This window comes from Flavobacterium sp. CF136, from assembly GCF_000282055.1.
GTDB lineage: Bacteria > Bacteroidota > Bacteroidia > Flavobacteriales > Flavobacteriaceae > Flavobacterium.
This window is the reverse complement of the sequence record NZ_AKJZ01000034.1, coordinates 1-20,315: the sequence shown is the minus strand read 5'-3', so window position 1 is coordinate 20,315 and position 20,315 is coordinate 1. Positions and strand designations below refer to the sequence as shown.

General features: G+C 32.6%; 14 protein-coding genes. 12 read left to right on the top strand and 2 right to left on the bottom strand.

Annotation, left to right across the window (positions count from 1 at the left end; all coding sequences use genetic code 11):
- Positions 1–29: 29 nt before the first annotated feature.
- The 10 genes from PMI10_RS22335 (at position 30) to PMI10_RS11755 (ending at position 14,386) form a co-directional block, all read left to right on the top strand.
- Positions 30–263, top strand: coding sequence for a hypothetical protein (locus PMI10_RS22335; RefSeq protein WP_007808088.1), 234 nt, complete (start codon positions 30–32; stop codon positions 261–263).
- Complete coding sequence (locus PMI10_RS11795) at positions 254–1,135, top strand: FecR family protein (RefSeq protein WP_007808086.1); 882 nt, start codon at positions 254–256, stop codon at positions 1,133–1,135. The genes PMI10_RS22335 and PMI10_RS11795 overlap by 10 nt, the downstream gene beginning before the upstream one ends.
- Before the next feature lie 203 nt (positions 1,136–1,338).
- Entirely contained in the window at positions 1,339–5,067 is a 3,729-nt protein-coding gene (locus PMI10_RS11790; RefSeq protein ID WP_007808084.1) for a SusC/RagA family TonB-linked outer membrane protein, read from the top strand.
- Positions 5,068–5,078: 11 nt separating this feature from the next.
- On the top strand, positions 5,079–6,563 hold the full coding sequence (locus tag PMI10_RS11785; protein ID WP_007808082.1) for a RagB/SusD family nutrient uptake outer membrane protein: 1,485 nt from the start codon (positions 5,079–5,081) through the stop codon (positions 6,561–6,563).
- Positions 6,564–6,586: 23 nt separating this feature from the next.
- A complete protein-coding gene (locus PMI10_RS11780) occupies positions 6,587–7,447 on the top strand; it encodes a zinc-binding metallopeptidase (RefSeq protein ID WP_007808080.1) in 861 nt (286 codons plus the stop codon).
- Positions 7,448–7,480: 33 nt separating this feature from the next.
- Entirely contained in the window at positions 7,481–8,824 is a 1,344-nt protein-coding gene (locus PMI10_RS11775; protein ID WP_007808078.1) for a DUF4302 domain-containing protein, read from the top strand.
- Between the two features lie 644 nt (positions 8,825–9,468).
- Entirely contained in the window at positions 9,469–10,215 is a 747-nt protein-coding gene (gene fabG / locus PMI10_RS11770; RefSeq protein ID WP_007808076.1) for a 3-oxoacyl-[acyl-carrier-protein] reductase, read from the top strand.
- Positions 10,216–10,338: 123 nt separating this feature from the next.
- Complete coding sequence (locus PMI10_RS11765) at positions 10,339–12,366, top strand: hypothetical protein (protein WP_007808074.1); 2,028 nt, start codon at positions 10,339–10,341, stop codon at positions 12,364–12,366.
- A gap of 83 nt (positions 12,367–12,449) precedes the next feature.
- Positions 12,450–13,346 (top strand): LysR family transcriptional regulator, encoded by an 897-nt coding sequence (locus PMI10_RS11760; protein ID WP_007808072.1) that lies wholly within the window; start codon positions 12,450–12,452, stop codon positions 13,344–13,346.
- A gap of 74 nt (positions 13,347–13,420) precedes the next feature.
- Positions 13,421–14,386 (top strand): YeiH family protein, encoded by a 966-nt coding sequence (locus tag PMI10_RS11755; RefSeq protein ID WP_007808071.1) that lies wholly within the window; start codon positions 13,421–13,423, stop codon positions 14,384–14,386.
- A 7-nt stretch (positions 14,387–14,393) separates the two neighbouring features.
- Here the strand turns inward: PMI10_RS11755 and PMI10_RS11750 are convergent, their stop codons facing one another.
- Positions 14,394–15,353, bottom strand: a complete 960-nt coding sequence (locus tag PMI10_RS11750) for a hypothetical protein (RefSeq protein ID WP_007808070.1) — start codon at positions 15,351–15,353, stop codon at positions 14,394–14,396.
- A gap of 170 nt (positions 15,354–15,523) precedes the next feature.
- Between PMI10_RS11750 and PMI10_RS11745 the strand changes: the two genes are divergently transcribed.
- Both PMI10_RS11745 and PMI10_RS11740 read left to right on the top strand, forming a co-directional pair.
- Entirely contained in the window at positions 15,524–16,522 is a 999-nt protein-coding gene (locus PMI10_RS11745) for a zinc dependent phospholipase C family protein (RefSeq protein WP_007808069.1), read from the top strand.
- A 202-nt stretch (positions 16,523–16,724) separates the two neighbouring features.
- On the top strand, positions 16,725–19,139 hold the full coding sequence (locus tag PMI10_RS11740; RefSeq protein ID WP_007808068.1) for a TonB-dependent receptor domain-containing protein: 2,415 nt from the start codon (positions 16,725–16,727) through the stop codon (positions 19,137–19,139).
- Positions 19,140–19,313: 174 nt separating this feature from the next.
- Here PMI10_RS11740 and PMI10_RS11735 read toward each other — a convergent pair whose 3' ends face one another.
- Positions 19,314–20,072 carry a phosphatase PAP2 family protein gene (locus PMI10_RS11735; protein ID WP_007808067.1) on the bottom strand — a complete coding sequence of 253 codons (759 nt, stop codon included), beginning with the start codon at positions 20,070–20,072 and terminating at the stop codon, positions 19,314–19,316.
- Positions 20,073–20,315: the final 243 nt, after the last annotated feature.

Here is a 20,315-nt window from a genome sequence, read left to right as displayed (position 1 = left end):
CCTCTATGTTTTTGTAACCTTATTTATAGATGCAAAAACGTAATTATTATATCGAAATTGAAGATTTCTTATCTGATGAATCATTTCAAACCTGGATTTTGTCCAAAGTTGATGAACAAGGCTGGGAAGAATGGACTTTAGAAAATCAACAAAGAGCTAAATTGGTTGAAGATGCCAGACTTTTATTGCTGGCGATGAAAGTTCCCAATACTGTAATTTCTTCTTCCGAACTTAATACCGCATTACAATCAACATGGATTTAGAAAATGCTAATAAATCCAATAAAAATCATACTGTTAAATACTTAAAAAAGTATTGGTTTGCAGGAGTTGCAGCTGCTATGTTTTTTGCCTTTGTATCGGTTTGGTTTTATAATAATCAATTTATTAAAAAGCATACTGTTCTAACTTATAATGAACTTATTGATGGTACAAATGAAGGACTTGTTGAACAAACAAATAATTCAAATAAACCACAAATAGTTACTTTATCTGATGGCAGTTCTGTCTTATTACAACCCAATAGTAAATTAAGTTATCCTAAAATCTTTACCGGAAACGAAAGGAAGGTTTATTTATCCGGAGAAGGTTTCTTTGAAATTAGTAAAAATCCCCAAAAACCTTTTTTAGTTTACGCAAACGAAATCATTACAAAAGTTGTTGGTACGAGTTTTCGAGTAAGAGCTTACCCGGATCAACCAGATGTTGAAATACTTGTTCGCACCGGTAAAGTTAGGGTAAGTTCAAATGAATTGGTTAGAAATTCAAAACAAGTAACCGAAGTAGTCTTACTTCCTAATGAAGCCCTGCGTTTTTTAAGAAGTGATTTAAGTTTTAATAAAATAACCAATATTACAGAAGACAAAACATTGGCCAGCAGTGTTGGCAATATTGAGCAATTAAGTTTTGAATTTACGGATATCCCTGTAGATCAGATTTTTAAAACAATAGAACAGGCATATTTGGTTGATATTGATTTCCCTAAGGACAAATTAAAAGATTGTCATTTAACAACTTCCCTAAGTGACCAGCCATTATCAGAAAAACTTAAAATTATTTGTAAAAGTATTGGCAACGATACCAGTTTTGAAATGAATGGAAATCAAATTATAATAACCTCTGAAGGGTGTAATTAAAATAATCAAGTCTTATAAATAATTAAATTTTAATAAAATGCAATTGGTTGCCTATGTAAAAAAATAAAAAAAATAAAAAAAAGTGCCGAAATGCTGTAACATATTCGACACTCAATAAAAATTAAATCACTCTCTGTAAAGAGTCATTTATTAAGTTTCTAAAAATACACTCGAATAGTATTAATTAAAACCAAACCAAAATTATGAAAAAAACAGTTGTTAAACAACGATTACTCTATCGAATCATGAAAATAACGCTATTTCAGTTTGCCTTAGCACTTGTGTTTTCAAGTGTTACAATGGCAAACAGTGTAAATGGACAAAGAAAATTAGATACAAAAGTAACTATTGCTGTTGAAAATTTAACTTTAGACAATACGTTGTCTAAACTTGAAAAGTCTGCACATGTAAAATTTTCATACAATTCAAGACTGCCGCAGCTAAATCAAAAAGTTAGTATTGAGGCTAATCAGGAAACGTTGTCAAGTATTCTTAATCGAATCCTGAAACCATTCAATATTACTTATGCTGAAGTAAGTAATCAAATTATTTTGCAAAAAAGCACAAAATTAGATGGTTTTACTGCTGATGAAACTAATAATTCCTTGTTCGAAATTTTGTCGGTAGGACCTATTATCAAAGGAAAAGTTACAGACTTAAACGGCAGCCCTTTACCAGGTGCTACAGTACTTGCAAAGGGAACCAAAATAGCTGTCCTGACTGATTTTGATGGTAATTTTTCTATCGAAATGCCGGGGAATAGTACTCAGTTGGTGATTTCGTATGTGGGTATGGAAACCAAAGAAATAGGAATAGAAAATACTTCACCTACTATTGTTTTAAATGAATTAGGGCAAAATTTAAAGGAAGTAGTTATTACGACAGGTTATGAAAAAACATCCAAAAGAACTTTTACCGGGGCAATTAGTAAAATTTCGGGATCAGAATTAAAAGTAGACGGTGTTGTTGATATTAGCAGAATGATTGAAGGGAAAGCAGCCGGAGTTACTGTACAAAACGTTACAGGAACATTTGGTACTGCTCCAAAAATTACGGTTCGTGGATCTTCTTCTATATTTGGTGATACAAAGCCTTTATGGGTTATTGACGGTGTTGTTCAGGAAGATATAATCAATATTTCTTTTGCAGATTTGGCTTCAGGAAATTCAGAAACGTTATTAAGTTCAGCTGTAGCCGGATTAAACTCTAATGATATTCAAAGTATAGAAATTCTTAAAGATGCTTCGGCTACTTCCATATATGGTTCAAGATCATTAAATGGAGTTGTGGTTGTTACAACTAAACAAGGGCGCAGGGATTCTCCTTTGAAAGTGAGCTATTCTGTTGAAAATACTGTGAGAACAGTTCCAAATTATTCACAATATGATATTTTAAATTCTCAGGAATCTATGAGTATTTTAAAAGAAATGGAACAAAAAGGTTTCCTTGATGTGCCATCAACTCTTCAAGGCAGATATGGCGGAGTTTACAACATCTTAAGTAAAGCCATAAATACTTATGTACCTGAAACAGACAGTTATTTGGTAAATAATGATCCTGTGAGCAGAAATAATTTTTTAAAAAAATATGAATTAGCCAATACAGATTGGTTTAAGGTACTGTTTAGGCCTTCTATTACACAAAATCATTCTTTGAGTTTTTCAGGTGGAGGAAAAAATAATACATTTTATGCATCACTAGGATTCTATACTGATCCGGGGTGGACAATTGCAGACAGTGTTAATCAATTATCATCAAATATAAAAGGGACTTTTTATGTAAATGACAAGTTGAACATTACCTTATCTACTTTAGCTTCTGTGCGTGATCAAAATGCTCCCGGAACTTATGAAAGCCAGCAAGATGTTGTATTTGGAAATGTAACCAGAGATTTTGATATTAACCCGTTTAATTATGTTTTAAATACCAGCAGAACATTAAGACCTTATGATGAATCCGGTAATTTAGAATATTACAGAAACAACTGGGCTCCAATGAATATTATAAATGAATTGGCGAATAATGTCCTGGAGATAAAAGTAAAAGATATTCGTTTTCAATTGGATTTAGATTATAAAATCAATAAAAATCTGACTTATAATCTTACAGGTTCGGCACGTTATGCAAATACTTCAAGAGAACATAAAATCTATGAGAATTCAAATGTTGTAGGTGCATACAGAGCAGGTACGGAATATGGGGTTGAAGGTGTAAATACAACTGTTAGAAATGCTAATATCTTTTTATACAAAGATCCGGATGATTTAACTGCAGAACCAATTTCTGTATTGCCTAATGGAGGATTTTTAAGAAAATTTACAAATGACTTAACTTCTTATAACATACGAAATAGTGTAAATTATAGAAATACTCTTAATGAAAAACATGAACTGGAAGGTTTGTTTGGTACTGAATTGAGATCTTTAGACAGGAACAGTGATAATTTTACTGCAGCCGGACTTCAGTATGACAGAGGCCTTACGGCTTTTACTGATCCAAGAATTATTGAAAAAATCATCAATGAAGGAAATTCATATTATGGCTTTAATGCTGAAAGAGAGAGAACTGTTGGTTTCTTTGGAAAAGTAGGATATACTTATGACCGTCGTTACACAGGGTCAATTACTGGTCGCTATGATGGATCAAACAGGCAAGGAAACAGTGGTTCTTCAAGATGGTTGCCAACTTATACTTTTAGTGGTAAATGGAATATTGCTGAAGAAAAGTTCATGAAAAACCTGGAATCTATAAATAATCTAGCATTAAGAGGATCTTATGGACTTACTGCTACTGCTGGACCGGCGACAAATTCATTAGCTATTTACAAAAGTTTTATTACGGACCGTTTAGGAATTTCAGACAGAGAAACAGGAATTGATATTGATCAATTACAAAACTCTGATCTGACCTGGGAAAAACAATTTGAAACAAACATTGGTGTAGATTTAGGAATGTATAATAACAGGATACAATTTACATCAGACATTTATAGCCGTAAAGCATTTGATTTAGTTGATTATGTTGTGACTTCCGGAATTGGAGGGCAAAAAATCAAACAAGGAAATAATGCCAATATGGAAACTAAAGGTATTGAGATTGGTTTTACTACTCAAAACATTGTATCTAATGATTTTAAATGGTCTACAACCCTTAATTTCTCCGTTTACGATCAGAAAATTACAAAATTGGAAAATCAGCCTTCAGCATTTGACTTAGTTGATGGAAACGGAGGAAACGCTATTGGGCATCCAAGAAATTCAATTTATTCCTATCAATTTACAGGTTTGAATAACCAGGGTCTGCCAACTTTTATTATGCAGGATGGTGAAGATGATAAAGTAACCGGTGCAAATTTTCAGGATACTGAAAATGTTACTAAATATTTAAAATATGAAGGATCTATTGAACCAAACAAATCGATAGGTTTAGCGAATACTTTTACTTATAAAAATTGGTCATTATATGTGTTTTTTGTTGGATCCGGAGGGAATAAAGTCCGTTTAAATCCGGCTTACAGCAGCCAATATGATGATTTAACAGTATTTACAAAAGATTTTACTAATCGTTGGATAAACCCCGGTGATGAGGAGTTTACCAATGTTCCTGTTATTGCGGATAAAAGATTGCTAACAAATTATCAAGGAGCCAATACATTAGGACGTGCCTATAATACCTATAACTATTCAGATGTAAGAATTGCAGATGGAGATTTTATAAGACTGAAAAATGTTTCTCTTAGTTGGGAATTTCCAAATGATTTTAAAAGAAAATTAGGAGTAAGTACATTTACATTAAAAGGTTCAGCGGTAAATCCCTGGTTGATTTATTCTGATAAGAAATTAAACGGTCAGGATCCTGAGTTCCGTAATACAGGTGGTGTTGCCTTTCCAGTTACATCACAGTACAGTTTTTCTATAAACCTTTCATTTTAATATAGTTGATTATGAAAAATATAAAAAATATAAAGAGAACCCTATTTTTATTACTACTTATTTCTGTTAGTAGTTGTGATGATTTTCTTTCGGAAATACCGGATAACAGAACCCAAATAGATACGCCTGAAAAAATATCAGAGTTATTGGTTAATGCATATCCCGGAGCATCTTATATGGATTTTGCTGAAACAATGTCAGATAATGTTGGCGATGGTGAAGTGGGATCAGTGACTTTAAAAAATGAACAAAGTTATAATTGGGAAATGCATGATGAAACCAATATTGATACTCAGGCTTATTATTGGGATGCTTGTTACAGAGCGATTGCCCATGCTAATCAGGCTTTAGTCTCAATTAACGAACTAGGCAATCCGGCGAGTTTAAATCCTCAAAAAGGAGAAGCATTATTGGCAAGGGCCTATTCTCATTTTATGCTGGTTTCATTTTGGTCAAATCGTTACAACCCGGATACTGCAGCTACAGATTTAGGAGTACCTTATATTACTGAACCTGAAACTGTATTGTTGAAAAATTATAAAAGGAATACTGTAAAAGAAGTTTTCGATTTTATTCAAAAAGATTTGGAAGAAGGCTTGAGTTATATAACCAATAATTATAAAGAACCTAAATTTCACTTTAATAAAGAAGCTGCTAAAGCATTTGCCAGCCGTTTTTATTTAGTAAAAGGGGATTGGGATAAAGTGCTTGAAGTTTCAGAAGGGTTAGGTTCTAAGCCAGTTGGCAAATTAAAAGATTATGCAACTCTGTCAAGTCTGGCCCCGGATATTCAATTTATTGAATATGGAAAGTCTTCATATGCAGCAAATTTGTTAATCGCTTCACCAAATTCACTTATAGGAAGATCAGCCAGTTCCAGTAATTTTTATCTTTCAGATGATAAACAAACGGAACTTTTCAGAGTTCAAACGAACCCTTTCAACAAAACATGGTTATTTGATTTTTATACTTACAATAGCAGCAGAACACTCTTTACACCTAAGTTTGAAGAATATTTTAAATATACAAATCTAACAGCAAATATTGGTGAAGCTTATGCCGGAATTGTGCTCTTATCTAATGATGAGTTTTATTTAAATCGTATTGAGGCTCTTGTTATGAAAGACAGAATTGCGGAAGCCAATACTGAATTAGAATACTTTTTAGGTACAAGAACAACAGGATATAATTCTGCAACTGATAAGTTAACAGAAGCCGGCGTAGTTGCTAAATATCCTGTAATTGCGGATGAACTTACACCATATTATACTATGACACCGTTGCAGACTTCATACGTAAAAGCTATTACAGAAGCAAGAAGGAGGGATTTTGTACATGAAGGATTAAGATGGTTTGATGTAAAGCGTTTTAATATTGTTGTAAATCATGTCACTTTCGGTGAAGCAGCTAATGTCTTGGTTAAAGACGATAGACGCAGAGCATTACAGATACCTCTTAGCGCATCAAATTACGGTATAGAAAAAAATCCTCGATAAAATTTAATTAAATTTTTAGAACTATGAAAATATTAAAACAATATAGAACACTACTTTTTGTTGCAGGGATTTTAACTTTTGCAGCTTGTGCAAATGATGATCAGCTTGGTGAAAGTCAGTTGGATTATACACAACCGGAAAAAACAGCTTTGGATAATTGGATAGCAACAAATTATCTAAATCCGTATAATATTAATGCACAATACAGATGGAATCAGAATACTGTTGACAACAGCAGGTTTTTGTTTCCGCCGATGGTTGAAAGTGTACAACCTGCATTAGAAGTTGTTAAGCAAATATGGCTGGATAGTTATACTACAGTTGGAGGATATGATTTTGTAAAAAAAATTGCCCCAAGAGAAATCGTTTTGGTTGGAGGAGTAAACTCTAACTCAAATGGAACCAGAACTTTAGGTATTGCAGATTCCGGACAAAGAATTACACTTTTTGAAGTTGATTATTTAGATACAAACAATCGCGCCAACGTTACCGAGTTTATTCATACTATTCAACATGAATATGTACATATTTTAAATCAAAATAAACCTTTTGATGAACAGGCCTGGCAGAAAATTAGCCCTGGTGATTATACGGGAACCTGGCATTTAGAAGTGCTTCAGAATTCCAGAAATTTAGGTTTTGTGACTAATTATGCCAGAAATAATATTATTGAAGATTTTGCAGAAACTGCTTCAACAATATTAACAAGTTCAAAAGCAGAATATGCGGCTATTCTTAACAGTATTACTAATCCAATTGGAAAAGCAAAGCTGCAACAGAAAGAAGCTATGGTAGTTCAATATTATAAAGACGCTTTTAATATTGATTTCTATGCTTTAAGAGATGAAGCTGAGAAAAATACAACCATTGTAGTAAATAATTAAGCTCGTCAGTATATAATTTAAACTATTAATATTATGAAACCAAAAAATATATTTAAGTACCTGATGGTTGCTTTTTCAGCAATACTTCTGAGTGCTTGTACAAATAATACAGACGCAGAACAAATATTTGATAAAACTCCTGCTGATCGTATAAATGAGCAAAAGACGGAATTAAATAATGCCTTACTTTCTTCAGAATTTGGATGGAAAGCTGTTTACTTTACAGATGACACCCAATTAGGCGGATATACACATTTGTTTAAATTTTCAGATGGTGGAAAAGTACAGATGGCATCAGATTTTGATTCAGATACAGCAATTTATGAAAGCGATTATAGTATTGCATTAGGGAGCACAGTCAGTTTGGTGTTTGATACATTTAACAGAATACACCTTTTATCAGATTCAGACAATTATCCAACTGCTGCCCTAAGAGGAAAAGGATATTTGGGTGATTTTCAGTTTTTATATTACGGACAGGAAAATGGAGATATTCTTTTTAAAAGTAACAGATTGGTCAGAGAAGTTCGTTTTGTAAAAGCGACTGCTCAGGATTGGGTCGATTTATCGAAAAATTTTATAACCGAGAAAAATGTAATAGGAGGAGCAGCCAGACCGTTATTTAGATTGTTGGAAATTAATAATGGAACAACAATAAAAAAATATGATTTTTCCTTTTCACCAATAACGAGATTAGCAACTTCTAATGCTATAGATGATTCTGGAGAAGTTATCACTATGGGAGTTGGATATACACCAACAGGTATTGTAATAAGCCCTGCTATTGTAGTTGGTAATCAAAGTTTAAAGGATTTTGTATATAATGATGCTGATGGTAGTTTTACAGCCACAGGAACAGGAGGAGTAACAGTAACTATAAAGTACACTAATAAACCATTAATTCTTACTGATGATTATAAAACATTGTTGGATGGGCAACCTCAAATGGTACTGAGTTATATTGCCGCAAATTTATATACAGCTCCGACAACTTCACAATATTGTAAAAACTTGTTAGATCAGGCTAATGCTACATTGCCGGCAAACCAAAAAATCAGCAGGGTACAAATTTATTTCAATTCTGCTTTCGGAAACTATATTGAATATCGCTTTAGTGGAGGAAAACCAAGTGTTTATCATAATTTTACGACAAGTGAAGATGCGGTAAATAAAACACTTATTTTACATCATGACTCTTGGGATAATGGTACTGCATATATACCTGCTCCAGCATTCCTAAAAGGTATTGATGATGAATTTATGAATGCTTCAGGATTGTATATTAAGAAAGAAAGTTTCAAAATAACTTATTCAAATACAATTTGGACTATTACAAGTGCATCTTCTAATTTTAGAATAACAACTTATCAATTATAAAGATTTTAACATGGAAAAGCAGCTCATTTTGAGCTGCTTTTTTTAATACAATAAAAACAGCTATGATTCGATTTATGTTGAAAAATATTGTTGAAAGAGGAGAACAATTTTAAAGACTATGATAAAAAAGTATATTACACCAGTAAATATTATTTTCTTCTTATGGGGCCAATACTCATAGTTATCTCTGAATTTTATAGAGAGTATGTAAGGTATTTTCTGTATCTCTCCATAATAGCAATCATTCCAATAATGGTTTTTAACCTTATAAAACAGAGGAAGGAAGATAAACTTATATTTCGTCAATCAATCTACAGAATGCTGATTATGGCAGCGGTATTGGTAATTTTCTATTTTTTAACACACCAAAAACATATTTAGATAGTATTCCAATCAATATTCTTAATTTTAGGTTCATTAGTTTTATTTTAAAAGGCAGCTCAATTTGAGCTGCTTTTCCTTATTTTTTCAAATGTGATATAAAAATTAAATTCAATTGTTAAGGTTATTACAATTGTTATTTTTTTAAAAAGGGAATTATCATATATTTGACAACTCATTCATAGCCCCTGAATGAACCTTTTTGTGACGTTATAATCATTAAAAAGACAATAGCTAAAAATAAAAAAAATTAATTTTTGAATATGAAATTATTAGAAGGAAAAGTTGCCATTATTACAGGCGCCAGTCGTGGAATTGGAAAAGGAATTGCCGAAGTTTTTGCTAAACATGGCGCAAATGTAGCTTTTACATACAGCTCATCTGTAGAATCAGCTCAGGCATTAGAAGCTGAATTGAACGGTTTAGGAATTAAGGCAAAAGGTTACCAGTCGAATGCGGCTGATTTTAATGAAGCACAGGCTTTTGTTGATGCAGTTTTGGCTGATTTCGGAACAGTGGATATTTTGATTAACAATGCCGGAATTACAAAAGACAACTTGTTGATGCGTATGTCTGAAGCTGATTTTGATCAGGTAATTGATGTTAACTTGAAATCTGTTTTTAATATGACAAAAGCGATTCAAAAGACTTTTCTGAAACAACGTGCCGGTTCAATCATCAATATTAGTTCTGTAGTAGGGGTTTCCGGAAATGCAGGGCAAACTAACTACGCTGCTTCTAAAGCTGGTGCAATTGGTTTTACAAAATCGGTAGCATTAGAATTAGGATCACGTAACATTCGTTGTAACGCAATCGCTCCGGGATTTATTGAAACTGAAATGACTGCAAAATTACCTGAAGATGTAGTGAAAGGCTGGAGAGACGGAATTCCGTTGAAACGTGGCGGAACTACTGAAGATGTAGCCAATGCATGTCTTTTCCTTGCTTCAGATTTGAGTGCTTATGTTACCGGACAGGTTTTAAATGTTTGTGGAGGAATGCTTACTTAGAAGTTTTAAGTGTACAGTTTTTAGTATTCAGTTTTTTAACTGGTTTTATAATATTGGACACGTCTTACTATAATTGATTTTTAATTCTGATCACTTAAAACTGATTACTGAACACTAATATATATGACTACAAACACGATTCTATTATTATTACTTTCTTTAGTAATAGCTGGTGGTTTGTCGTATTTTCAATATTTTTTCAAAGCCAAAAGTAAATCCAATGTGATTTTTCTTTTGGCTTTTTTACGTTTTCTGGCCATTTTTGGGTTGTTACTGTTATTGATTAATCCGGTTATTACCAAAAATTCACTTGAAGTTACCAAAACACCTTTGGCAATTGCAGTTGATAATTCGAGCTCAATTACAGCTTTAAAATCAGATAAAAAGGCAACTGAATTATATCAGAAACTGATATCAAACCCTGCACTTCAGGAGAAATTTGAAATTCAGTCCTATCAGTTTGATATTGATTTTAAACCTTCTGATAAGTTTGATTTTAAAGGAAAGCAGACTAATTTAGATGAAGTTGCGAAAAATTTAAAAAGCATCAATAAAAATTTGATCTTCCCAACAGTTATTATTACGGACGGAAATCAGACTACAGGAAACGATTATGTTTATCGTTTTGATCCTGTCAATAAAGTTTATCCTTTGGTTGTGGGAGATACAACCACTTTCCTGGATTTAAAAATCAATCAGCTTAACGTAAATAAATACGCTTTTCATAAAAATAAATTTCCGGTAGAAGTTTTTCTGCAATATGCCGGAGATAAAAATATAAATGCTGATTTTACAATTTCACAGGGAAACAGCGTCGTTGCGAGAGAAAAAGTTTCTTTTTCACCTGCTAAAAAAACAGCAACCTTAAATTTACTTTTACCTGCTGATAAAGTAGGTTTGCAAGTTTTTAAGGCGACTGTTTCTTCTGGCATAAAAGAAAAAAACAGCTATAATAATATTAAGAATTTTGCGGTTGAAATAATTGATCAAAAATCGACAATTGCCATAGTTTCGTCTATAAATCACCCTGATATTGCAGCATTGAAACGTTCGATTGAAACGAATGCACAACGCAAAGTGATTTTAGCAAAACCTAATGAACTGAATCTACTGCAGGATTGTTCAGTTTTGGTTTTATATCAGCCAAATAGCGCTTTTAAACCTATTTTTGACAACAACAAATTAGCAGGTACAAACACTTTTATTATTACCGGAACCAACACCGATTTCAATTTTCTGAACCAGCAACAAAATAGTCTGGCATTTCAAATGAGTAATCAAAAAGAAGATTATTTATCCGAATTTCAATCTCAGTTTAATTTGTTTGCTATTGATAATATTGGTTTTGAAAATTTTCCTCCATTGCAGAATCTATTCGGAACAATTACAACTAAGGGAAGTGTATCGGTTTTACTTTCGTCTAAAATCAGAAATGTTTCAACAAACGCACCTTTATTGGCTTTTGCCGAAAATCAAGGCAAGCGAACTGCTTTTCTTTTAGGAGAAAACAGCTGGAAATGGCGTTTGCAAAGTCATATTGATAATCAGTCATTTGAAAAATATGATGTTTTTATAGATAAGATTATTCAGTATTTGGCATCAACGACTTCAAGAAAGTCATTAGTCGTAACGCACGAAAGTTTTTATAATTCAGGAGAAGCAATTGTAATCAACGCACAGTATTTCAATAAAAACTATGAGTTTGATGAAAAAGCCAGATTAACAATTACGGTTACAAATGCTGCAACGAAGCAAACTAAAAACTACGATTTATTGAAAGGGAATAATTCTTTCTCGGCAAATTTGGATGGCTTAGCTGCCGGAAAATATAGTTTTACGGTAAAAGAATTAAATTCAAATACTTCGTATGCAAGTCATTTTGAGATTTTAGATTTTGATATCGAAAAACAATTTGTAAATCCTGATGTTCAAAAGTTAAAACAACTGGCATTGCAGACCAACGGAAAAGCCTTTTTTCAGGATCAGGCTGATGATTTGATTCACACACTTTTAGAAAATAAGGAATACAAATCGATCGAGAAGAATATTTCAACCAAAACACCTTTAATTGACTGGGTTTGGTTGTTGATTTTAATTGCTGCTTTATTGACTACGGAATGGTTTGTTAGGAAGTATAATGGGATGCTTTAATAGTGGCAAAGGTTCATAGAGACAAAGGTTCAAAGTTTTTTGCTTAACTTGAAACTTGAAACAAAAACAAACAAGAAAATCAAATGGATTTTAGGCTAAAAGTTTTCTACACCGTTGCACTCCGCCTTAACTTTACTAAAGCGGCAACAGAATTGTATATTACGCAGCCAGCGGTTTCCAAACACATTCAGGAGCTTGAAGAAACTTATAAAACAAAACTTTTTGAGCGAAACGGTTCTAAAATTGCCTTAACGCCAGCCGGAGAGATTCTGCTGAAACACACTAAAAATATCTTCGAAATCTATCGCGAAATTGACTTTGATATGAGTTCTTTTATCAATCAGCGTCAGGGATTATTAAGGTTAGGAGCAAGTACAACCATTTCTCAATATATTATTTCGCCGGTTTTGGCACGCTTTCATCAAAAACAACAAGATATAAAAGTCAATTTGCTGAACGGAAATACCGAGCAAATCGAAAATGCCTTAATCAATAAAGAAATAGAAATCGGAATTGTAGAAGGACAATCTAAAAATCAGTCTATTAAATATGTTCCGTTTATAAAAGACGAACTGGTTTTGGTTTGTAATACCAGAAATCCTTTGGTAAAGCAAAATGAAATTTCATTGAATGATTTAAAATTGATGAAATTCATAACCCGGGAGCGTGGATCAGGAACACTTGAAGTTATAGAATATGCTTTAAAACAGGTTGGTGTAAAATTAACCGATTTGCAAATTGAAATGCAGTTAGGCAGCACAGAAAGCATCAAATCTTATTTGTTAAATTCAGACTGTTTTGCTTTCATGTCAGTACATGCGGTTGATAAAGAGCTTAAAAATAACGAATTGATTGTTTTGGATGTTGAAGGTTTATCTATTGAAAGGTATTTCTATATCATTACTTTACTTGGGAAATCGGATTCTTTGTCAGAATTATTTATTCAGAATATTTCATCTTACTATAACCTGAAATTATAGCCTATTGTATTTTACGATTGGCGAATTCAATATAAAGGGCAGACCTTTGTAGGGTAAATATCAATTACCTTATTTTGAAAACAGAACAACATACAGCGTCTCATTTATTTGAAGTTAATCTTTTTCTTCAGCAAATTATTTTTGGAGCAGTAATCTTATTGTGCCTGTTTTCGATTATTTCTCCGCCAATTGCTTTATTGTTAGGAGTTCTGATAGTAAATGTATTTGGAAATCCGTTTTTAGCATTCAATCATAAAGCAATTACTTTTTTATTACAGTTCTCAGTTGTCGGATTAGGCTTCGGAATGAATGCTGCAAGCGCAGTTTCAGCAGGAAAAGAAGGTTTTTTGCTAACTATTTTTTCAATTTTCAGTACACTTATTTTCGGAACACTTTTAGGAAAATGGTTCAAAACCGAGAAAAAAACATCACATTTAATTTCATGCGGAACCGCAATTTGTGGCGGAAGTGCCATTGCAGCCATTTCACCGGTTATAAAATCAAATGAGAATCAGACATCAATTGCTTTGGGAGTCATTTTTATATTAAATTCAATCGCTTTATTCGCTTTTCCGTTCATCGGTCACCAACTTGATTTATCTCAAAAAGAATTTGGTCTATGGTGTGCAATAGCTATTCACGACACCAGTTCAGTTGTCGGTGCAGCCAATAAATATGGTGCAGAAGCTTTGCAGATTGCAACAACCGTAAAATTAGCCAGAGCGTTATGGATTATCCCAATTTCAATTTTTACAGCCATTTTATTCAAAAATAAAAATAGTAAAATCAAAATTCCTTACTTTATCGGATTGTTTATTTTGGCAATGCTTCTTAATACTTATGTGCCTGCAACTGCCATTATTGCTCCGCATATAGTTGGTATTGCTAAAATTGGTCTGACGATAACTTTGTTTCTTATCGGAGCGACTTTAAATGTGAATACTTTAAAATCAGTAGGAGTGAAGCCTTTGTTGCAGGGTATTTTCCTTTGGATTTTTATTGCTGTTTTGGGTTTGGCTTCAATACTTTATTTGGGCTAATCATTTGTTATTTTACATTCGAAAATTTCACAACAGGTTTGCCTGTAATGTTATACTGTTTTCCATTAAATGAAATTCGTTTCTCAATTATAAAATTAAATTGTTTTTTTGTTTTAGCCATTTCGCTTACTTCCTTTGGTACATCTACTTCATAATCATCTTCTGTGCCTTTGGCTTTTTTATAGAACCCAGTTGTTGTAACGGCAAAATCCCTGAAAAACTTTTTCTTGCCATCATTCACAACTGTGTAGGTACTCGACCATTCTGTATTTCCTTCAGCATTATTAGACAGTCTGTAATCTCCCACTTCCATTAAAGGCTGATATTTTCCATCAAAACCAACAATAAGGTATAGGAAAGCAGTATAAGGCCCGCCTGCACCTCCATTGGCATGTATCAAAGTGAAAGCATATTGATCTTCTCCAATCGCTACAAGTTTCAAAGCAGGTACATTTGCGAAAGCACCAAAGGCGGCAATTGCGGGTTGATAAGACTTCATTTCCCATACATTTCCAGTTTTTGAAAATTTGGCTAATCCTAAAAGACCTCCGCTAAAACGTCCAGTTTGTGAACCATCCGCATCATAAACGGAATGATTAAAAACCAGCATTTTGAATTGATTTCCTTTAGAATCTGTATAATTAATTGTAGTATCAAGTCTGGTAGCAACACCTTCTGTATATGGAAATAGCTGATCCCCTTCAACACCATTAACATCAGTATAGGCAACAGGTTTACAGTTTTTGCATTTCCAGCTCATAAAAGTATTGTTATGAGACATCTTGTATAGTTTTCCGGGGAATAATTTCTGCATTGTTTTTACTCCATCCAACGGTTCAGGTATTTTCAATGTCCTTTTGGAATTTAAAATGGTATCACTAACATTTTTCAATTGCACAATATCATCTTGTGCTGTAGAAACAGAAATGAATATCAGGCAAAAAATAACAGATTGAATCAGGCGCATATATTAAAATTTAAAGTAAAACGAGACGAATTTACAAAGAAACTTTTAATATGAACATGTCACTCATATGGTTTTAAAAATCAAAAAAATTAAATTAACACAATATTAATTAGTATTCTTTTGAATTATCCTTAAATGAAATAAATTTGTACTTCAAACAAAAACTTCAAATGAAAAACTTTAAAATCAAGCCAAAACTAATTGCTTTTTTTGCATTAGGAATTGGATTTTTGACATTATCATGGGGAATCGTTGGTCACGAACGCATAAATAAAGCTGCAGTTATGGCTTTACCTCAACCACTACAAGTATTTTTTTATAATCATATTGATTTTATTACTCAGGAAGCTTCTGTTCCGGACATTCGTAAATATGCTTTAAAATACAAAGACGAGAACCCAAGACATTATATCGATCTGGAAAACTTCGGGTCAATTGACAGTCTGCCAAAAACACTTGAGGAAACAACCAAAAAATATGATTCCAAATTCCTGAACGATAACGGAATTTTACCATGGTATATCGAAGATATGATGATAAAATTAACTAAGGCTTTCAAAGATAAAAACAGGGCAGAAATTTTATTTCTGGCTGCAGATTTAGGTCATTATATTGGTGATGCACATATGCCGTTGCATACTTCTGCAAATCATGACGGACAATTGAGCGATCAAAAAGGAATTCATTCACTTTGGGAAAGCAGGCTGCCGGAGTTATTTGCTAAAAATTATAAATTAAACGTACCGGAAGCACATTATTATGAAGATGTTCATAAAGCAATCTGGGACATGATTAGAGATACACACAGTTTAGTAGAACCTTTATTGGCGGTTGATAAAAAATTAAGAACGTCAACTCCGGAAAATCAAGTATTTGTAGTTGATGCAGAAGGGAAAATTGTTAAAAATAAATACAATTCGGCTAAATTCTCAGATGAATATGCTGCAAAACTGCACACCGAACTTAACGGAATGGTTGAAAATCAAATGAAAAAAGCAATCACCGCAACGTCAAGTTTTTGGTATACAGCCTGGGTAAATGCGGGTAAACCTGATTTGAGTGATTTAGATGCTCCAGAATTGACTAAACGTAACAGTAAAGCTTTAAAACAAGATACAAAATTGTATAAAAAAGGAAACCTTTTTGGAATGCAGAATCAAAATGATTAGATTGTTGTACCTTCTAAAATAAAATTTTACAGTTTTTTTAAAATCCCGATTACATTAAGTAATCGGGATTTTTGTTTTAAGCAAAATATTGAACTGAACTTGATTTTGCTAAAAAAACAGCTTAACAGCCTCTAAGACTAATTTAATAATATCTTAAGGTGGTTTGCATAAGGCAATTTATTGATATAAATATATTTGTATTATGAAAATTACCATACAGAAAATAGCTTTAGTTCTTCTATTATCAACTATAAGCCAGATATCTTTTTGCCAAAAAACCGGGACAATAAAGGGAACAATTTCAGATGAAAAAACACCTTTAGGATATGTTGATGTTATTTTGAAAAATATAGACGATTCAACAAAAGAGGTAAATCATAAAGTAACTGATAGCTTGGGGAATTTCACAATGGAATCAATAATTGACGGGAATTATGAATTACAGTTTAACTTAATTGGTTATAAAACAACATATCAAAAAGTAAACATTTCTGAGTCAAATAACTCTGTTTCATTAGGTACGATTGTTTTGCATAGTGACACTAATTTATTGAATAATGTCTTGGTTACATCACAAAAAAAACTTATTCAAAAAACTACTGAAGGATTTATTTTTAATGCAGGTTCTAATATTTCTCAAACTGGCGGAACTGCAATTGATATGCTGAAAAGTATTCCAACGATCGTAGTAGATGCTGATGGAGGAATTTCTATGAGGGGAAAAATGCCTTTAATCCTGATTAATGGAAAAAATTCGACTATTACAAATATGGATCAAATTGCGGCAACAAGTATTGAAAGCATTGAAGTAGTCAATAATCCTACTGCAAAATATGATGCCAATGCTGAAAGCGGTATCATTAATATTAAGCTTAAAAAAAACAATCAAAGCGGTATTAACGGAGCTGTAGCACTGGGCGGTGGTTTTGGAGCTAAAGGCAGGTTTAATAGTTCGGCACTTTTGAATCATAAAACTGATAAATGGAATTTTGGTTTGAGCTACGATAACCGTTTTGCAGGGAGAACTAAAGAAATAAAAGGAAGCAGGACCAATTATTTTATTGAAGATGAACATAATATCGAACAAAACAGGAATGATGAGCGAACGGAGCAGTTACAGAACCTAAAATTCAATATTGATTTCTCACCCAACGAAAAAAATAATTTTTCTTTTGAGGCTATAGGAAATATGGAAGGTCAGAATAATGACGAGACGTTAAAAACTTTGGTAAAAAGAGAAAATAATAGCTTTTTTTCAAACAATACCAGACATTCTCTGGAACTGGAACGTTCAAAAGTGGCAGAATTTACACTTAATTATGATCGAAAATTTTCAGATGAAAGAAAAAACCTGACTGCGAGTATCACTTCATCTCTTAATAGGGACCACGAAAATACAGATATTGATACTTATAATTATAATGAAAGTAATGCCCGGATTGGTGATGTTTTTTTACAAAGAACACACAATTATGAAAATGGAAATGTGTCAAATGCTATTTTTGATTATGCTTTTCCGGTCTTTGAAAAATCAATTATTGAAATGGGATACAAAGGAACTTTTCGGTTTTTTAATTCTGATTTTGAAAGTGCAGATAATAGTAATGGTGAATATATTGTTAATCCGGCATCGAGCAATATTTTTAAATTTCATGAACAAATAAATGCTGTTTATGGAATGTTTAATTCTGTTATTGGCAATGCTGAAGTTTCAAAATGGAAGTATAATTTGGGCGCTCGTGCAGAACAAGTTTCAAATGATGGAAAAATCCAAAAGAATGGTGATAGTTTTTCAAATAATTATCTGAAATTGTTTCCTTCAGCTTCTGTACAATATAATTTGAAAACAGATGAATTTATTAAATTCGCCTATAGCAAGCGTATTAATCGCCCCCAATTAGGTCAGCTGAATCCATTTACAGATATTACTGATGCATTGAACCCTCATAGTGGGAATCCCTATTTAAAACCTGAAATAATCAATATCGCAGAGGCAAATTATAATAAAGAATGGTCTAAATATTCTTTTTCTATGAATGCTTTTTATAGAAATGCAGCAAATACAATCAAACAATATTCAGAACTTCAGGATGATGGCTCTGTATTATTATCACCAAAGAATTTTGGGAAAACTATCACTTATGGATTAGAATCTATTTTTAGTCTTAAGGCAAACGGTTTTTATGATGCAAATATTAGTTTAACCGCTTTTCAACAAAATATAGACGGATCAAATGTAGCTGATGATGTGGCAAGCAAAGCCTTTAACTGGTACGGAAAAATCATAAATAATTTTGTGCCATGGTTAGGAGGAAAAATTCAAATAATTGGAAATTATAATTCGGCATTGGCAACTCCGCAAGGAGAAAGAATAGCTATTTATAATATTGATATGGGGTTTCAGCAAAAATTGGGTTCCGGAAATGCACGTTTAGGTTTAGTTGTTACCGATATATTTAATACATTAAAAAGCGGCTATATAAACAACACTTACAATTTTACAAACAATAGGACTTCAAAATCAGATACGCGTGCTTTGATGGTTACATTTGCTTATACTTTTAAATCGGCGTTCAGGGAAAAATTATTAGAAAACCAGTTTACTCCTGAGTATTGATTTATTTTTATTTGTAATAGATAAATCCGTTGAGTGAATTCAAAAATAGGTGTCAGGCAGAGTCCATTCGACTTCGCTCAGGATAAACTTAGCCGAAGCCCTTTCGAAGTCGAATGGCTCAGGATGACAATGATTTATTTATGAAAGTATAAGATGTTTTGCACAACCCCTAAACTAAAATACTTTTACAAAAGACAAACCATATTGCTGGCCGTTGTAGAAAGGCATAATCATAGATGTTGAGTTAGTTTCGGAAGATTTAAATATCTTTTTTGTTATATATGGATTCATCCAATAGGCCAGTTTAGTACTCAAAATACCAATTCCGGCTCCGGCAGTTACATCTGTTAACCAGTGGCGGTTGTTATAAATTCTGAAAAGTCCTGTTCCTGTTGCTACTGCATAACCTGCAATTCCATACCAAATCGATTTATCTTTGTATTCCTGCCATAAAAATTCAGCTCCGGCAAAAGCAGTTGCAGTATGCCCTGATGGAAAAGAGTTGTTATTACTTCCATCAGGGCGCTCTTCTTTTACAATTGATTTTAAACTTAAGACTGTTGTCGCCATAATGACATATGAAGTCGCAAATATGACGGAACGATCCCTGAAATTGTTTTTACCTTTTATACCGAAAGCATTTAACGCATACACCGAAGCGGCAGGGGAGTATTGAGAGAAATCATCAATGGTAATTTTTTGATCAATGTCTTCAGTTACCTCTTCTTTAATTTGTGAATTGAAACTTAACAGTTGGTCACTTTCAAGACCAATTACTCCATAAACAATTAACACACCTGGAATGATTAATTGTTTATAGTTGAATTTTAAACGGTTAGCGGTAGTGTCAATTTTAGCAATGCTGTCTGTTTGCTGAGCGTTTGCATTCAGAATGCTCAATAAAAATATCAGTAAAATAGTTTTGTAAAACATCTTTTTTTATTAGTTATGAAAAATAAAAGTTATTATTATTTTACTGATTATTAATTCTTTAGGTAAAATTATTAAAAAACGTCAGTTCGAGTGTTTTTTATGTAGTAAAACGGAACAAACTTCTCGATACGCTTCGCACTCGAAGTGACGTGTATCGAGAACTGTTTTTAATGAAATTTTTCTTGTTCTCGATACGATTTTCTATCGAAAATCACTCGAACTGACGAAAAATTATCATCAAAA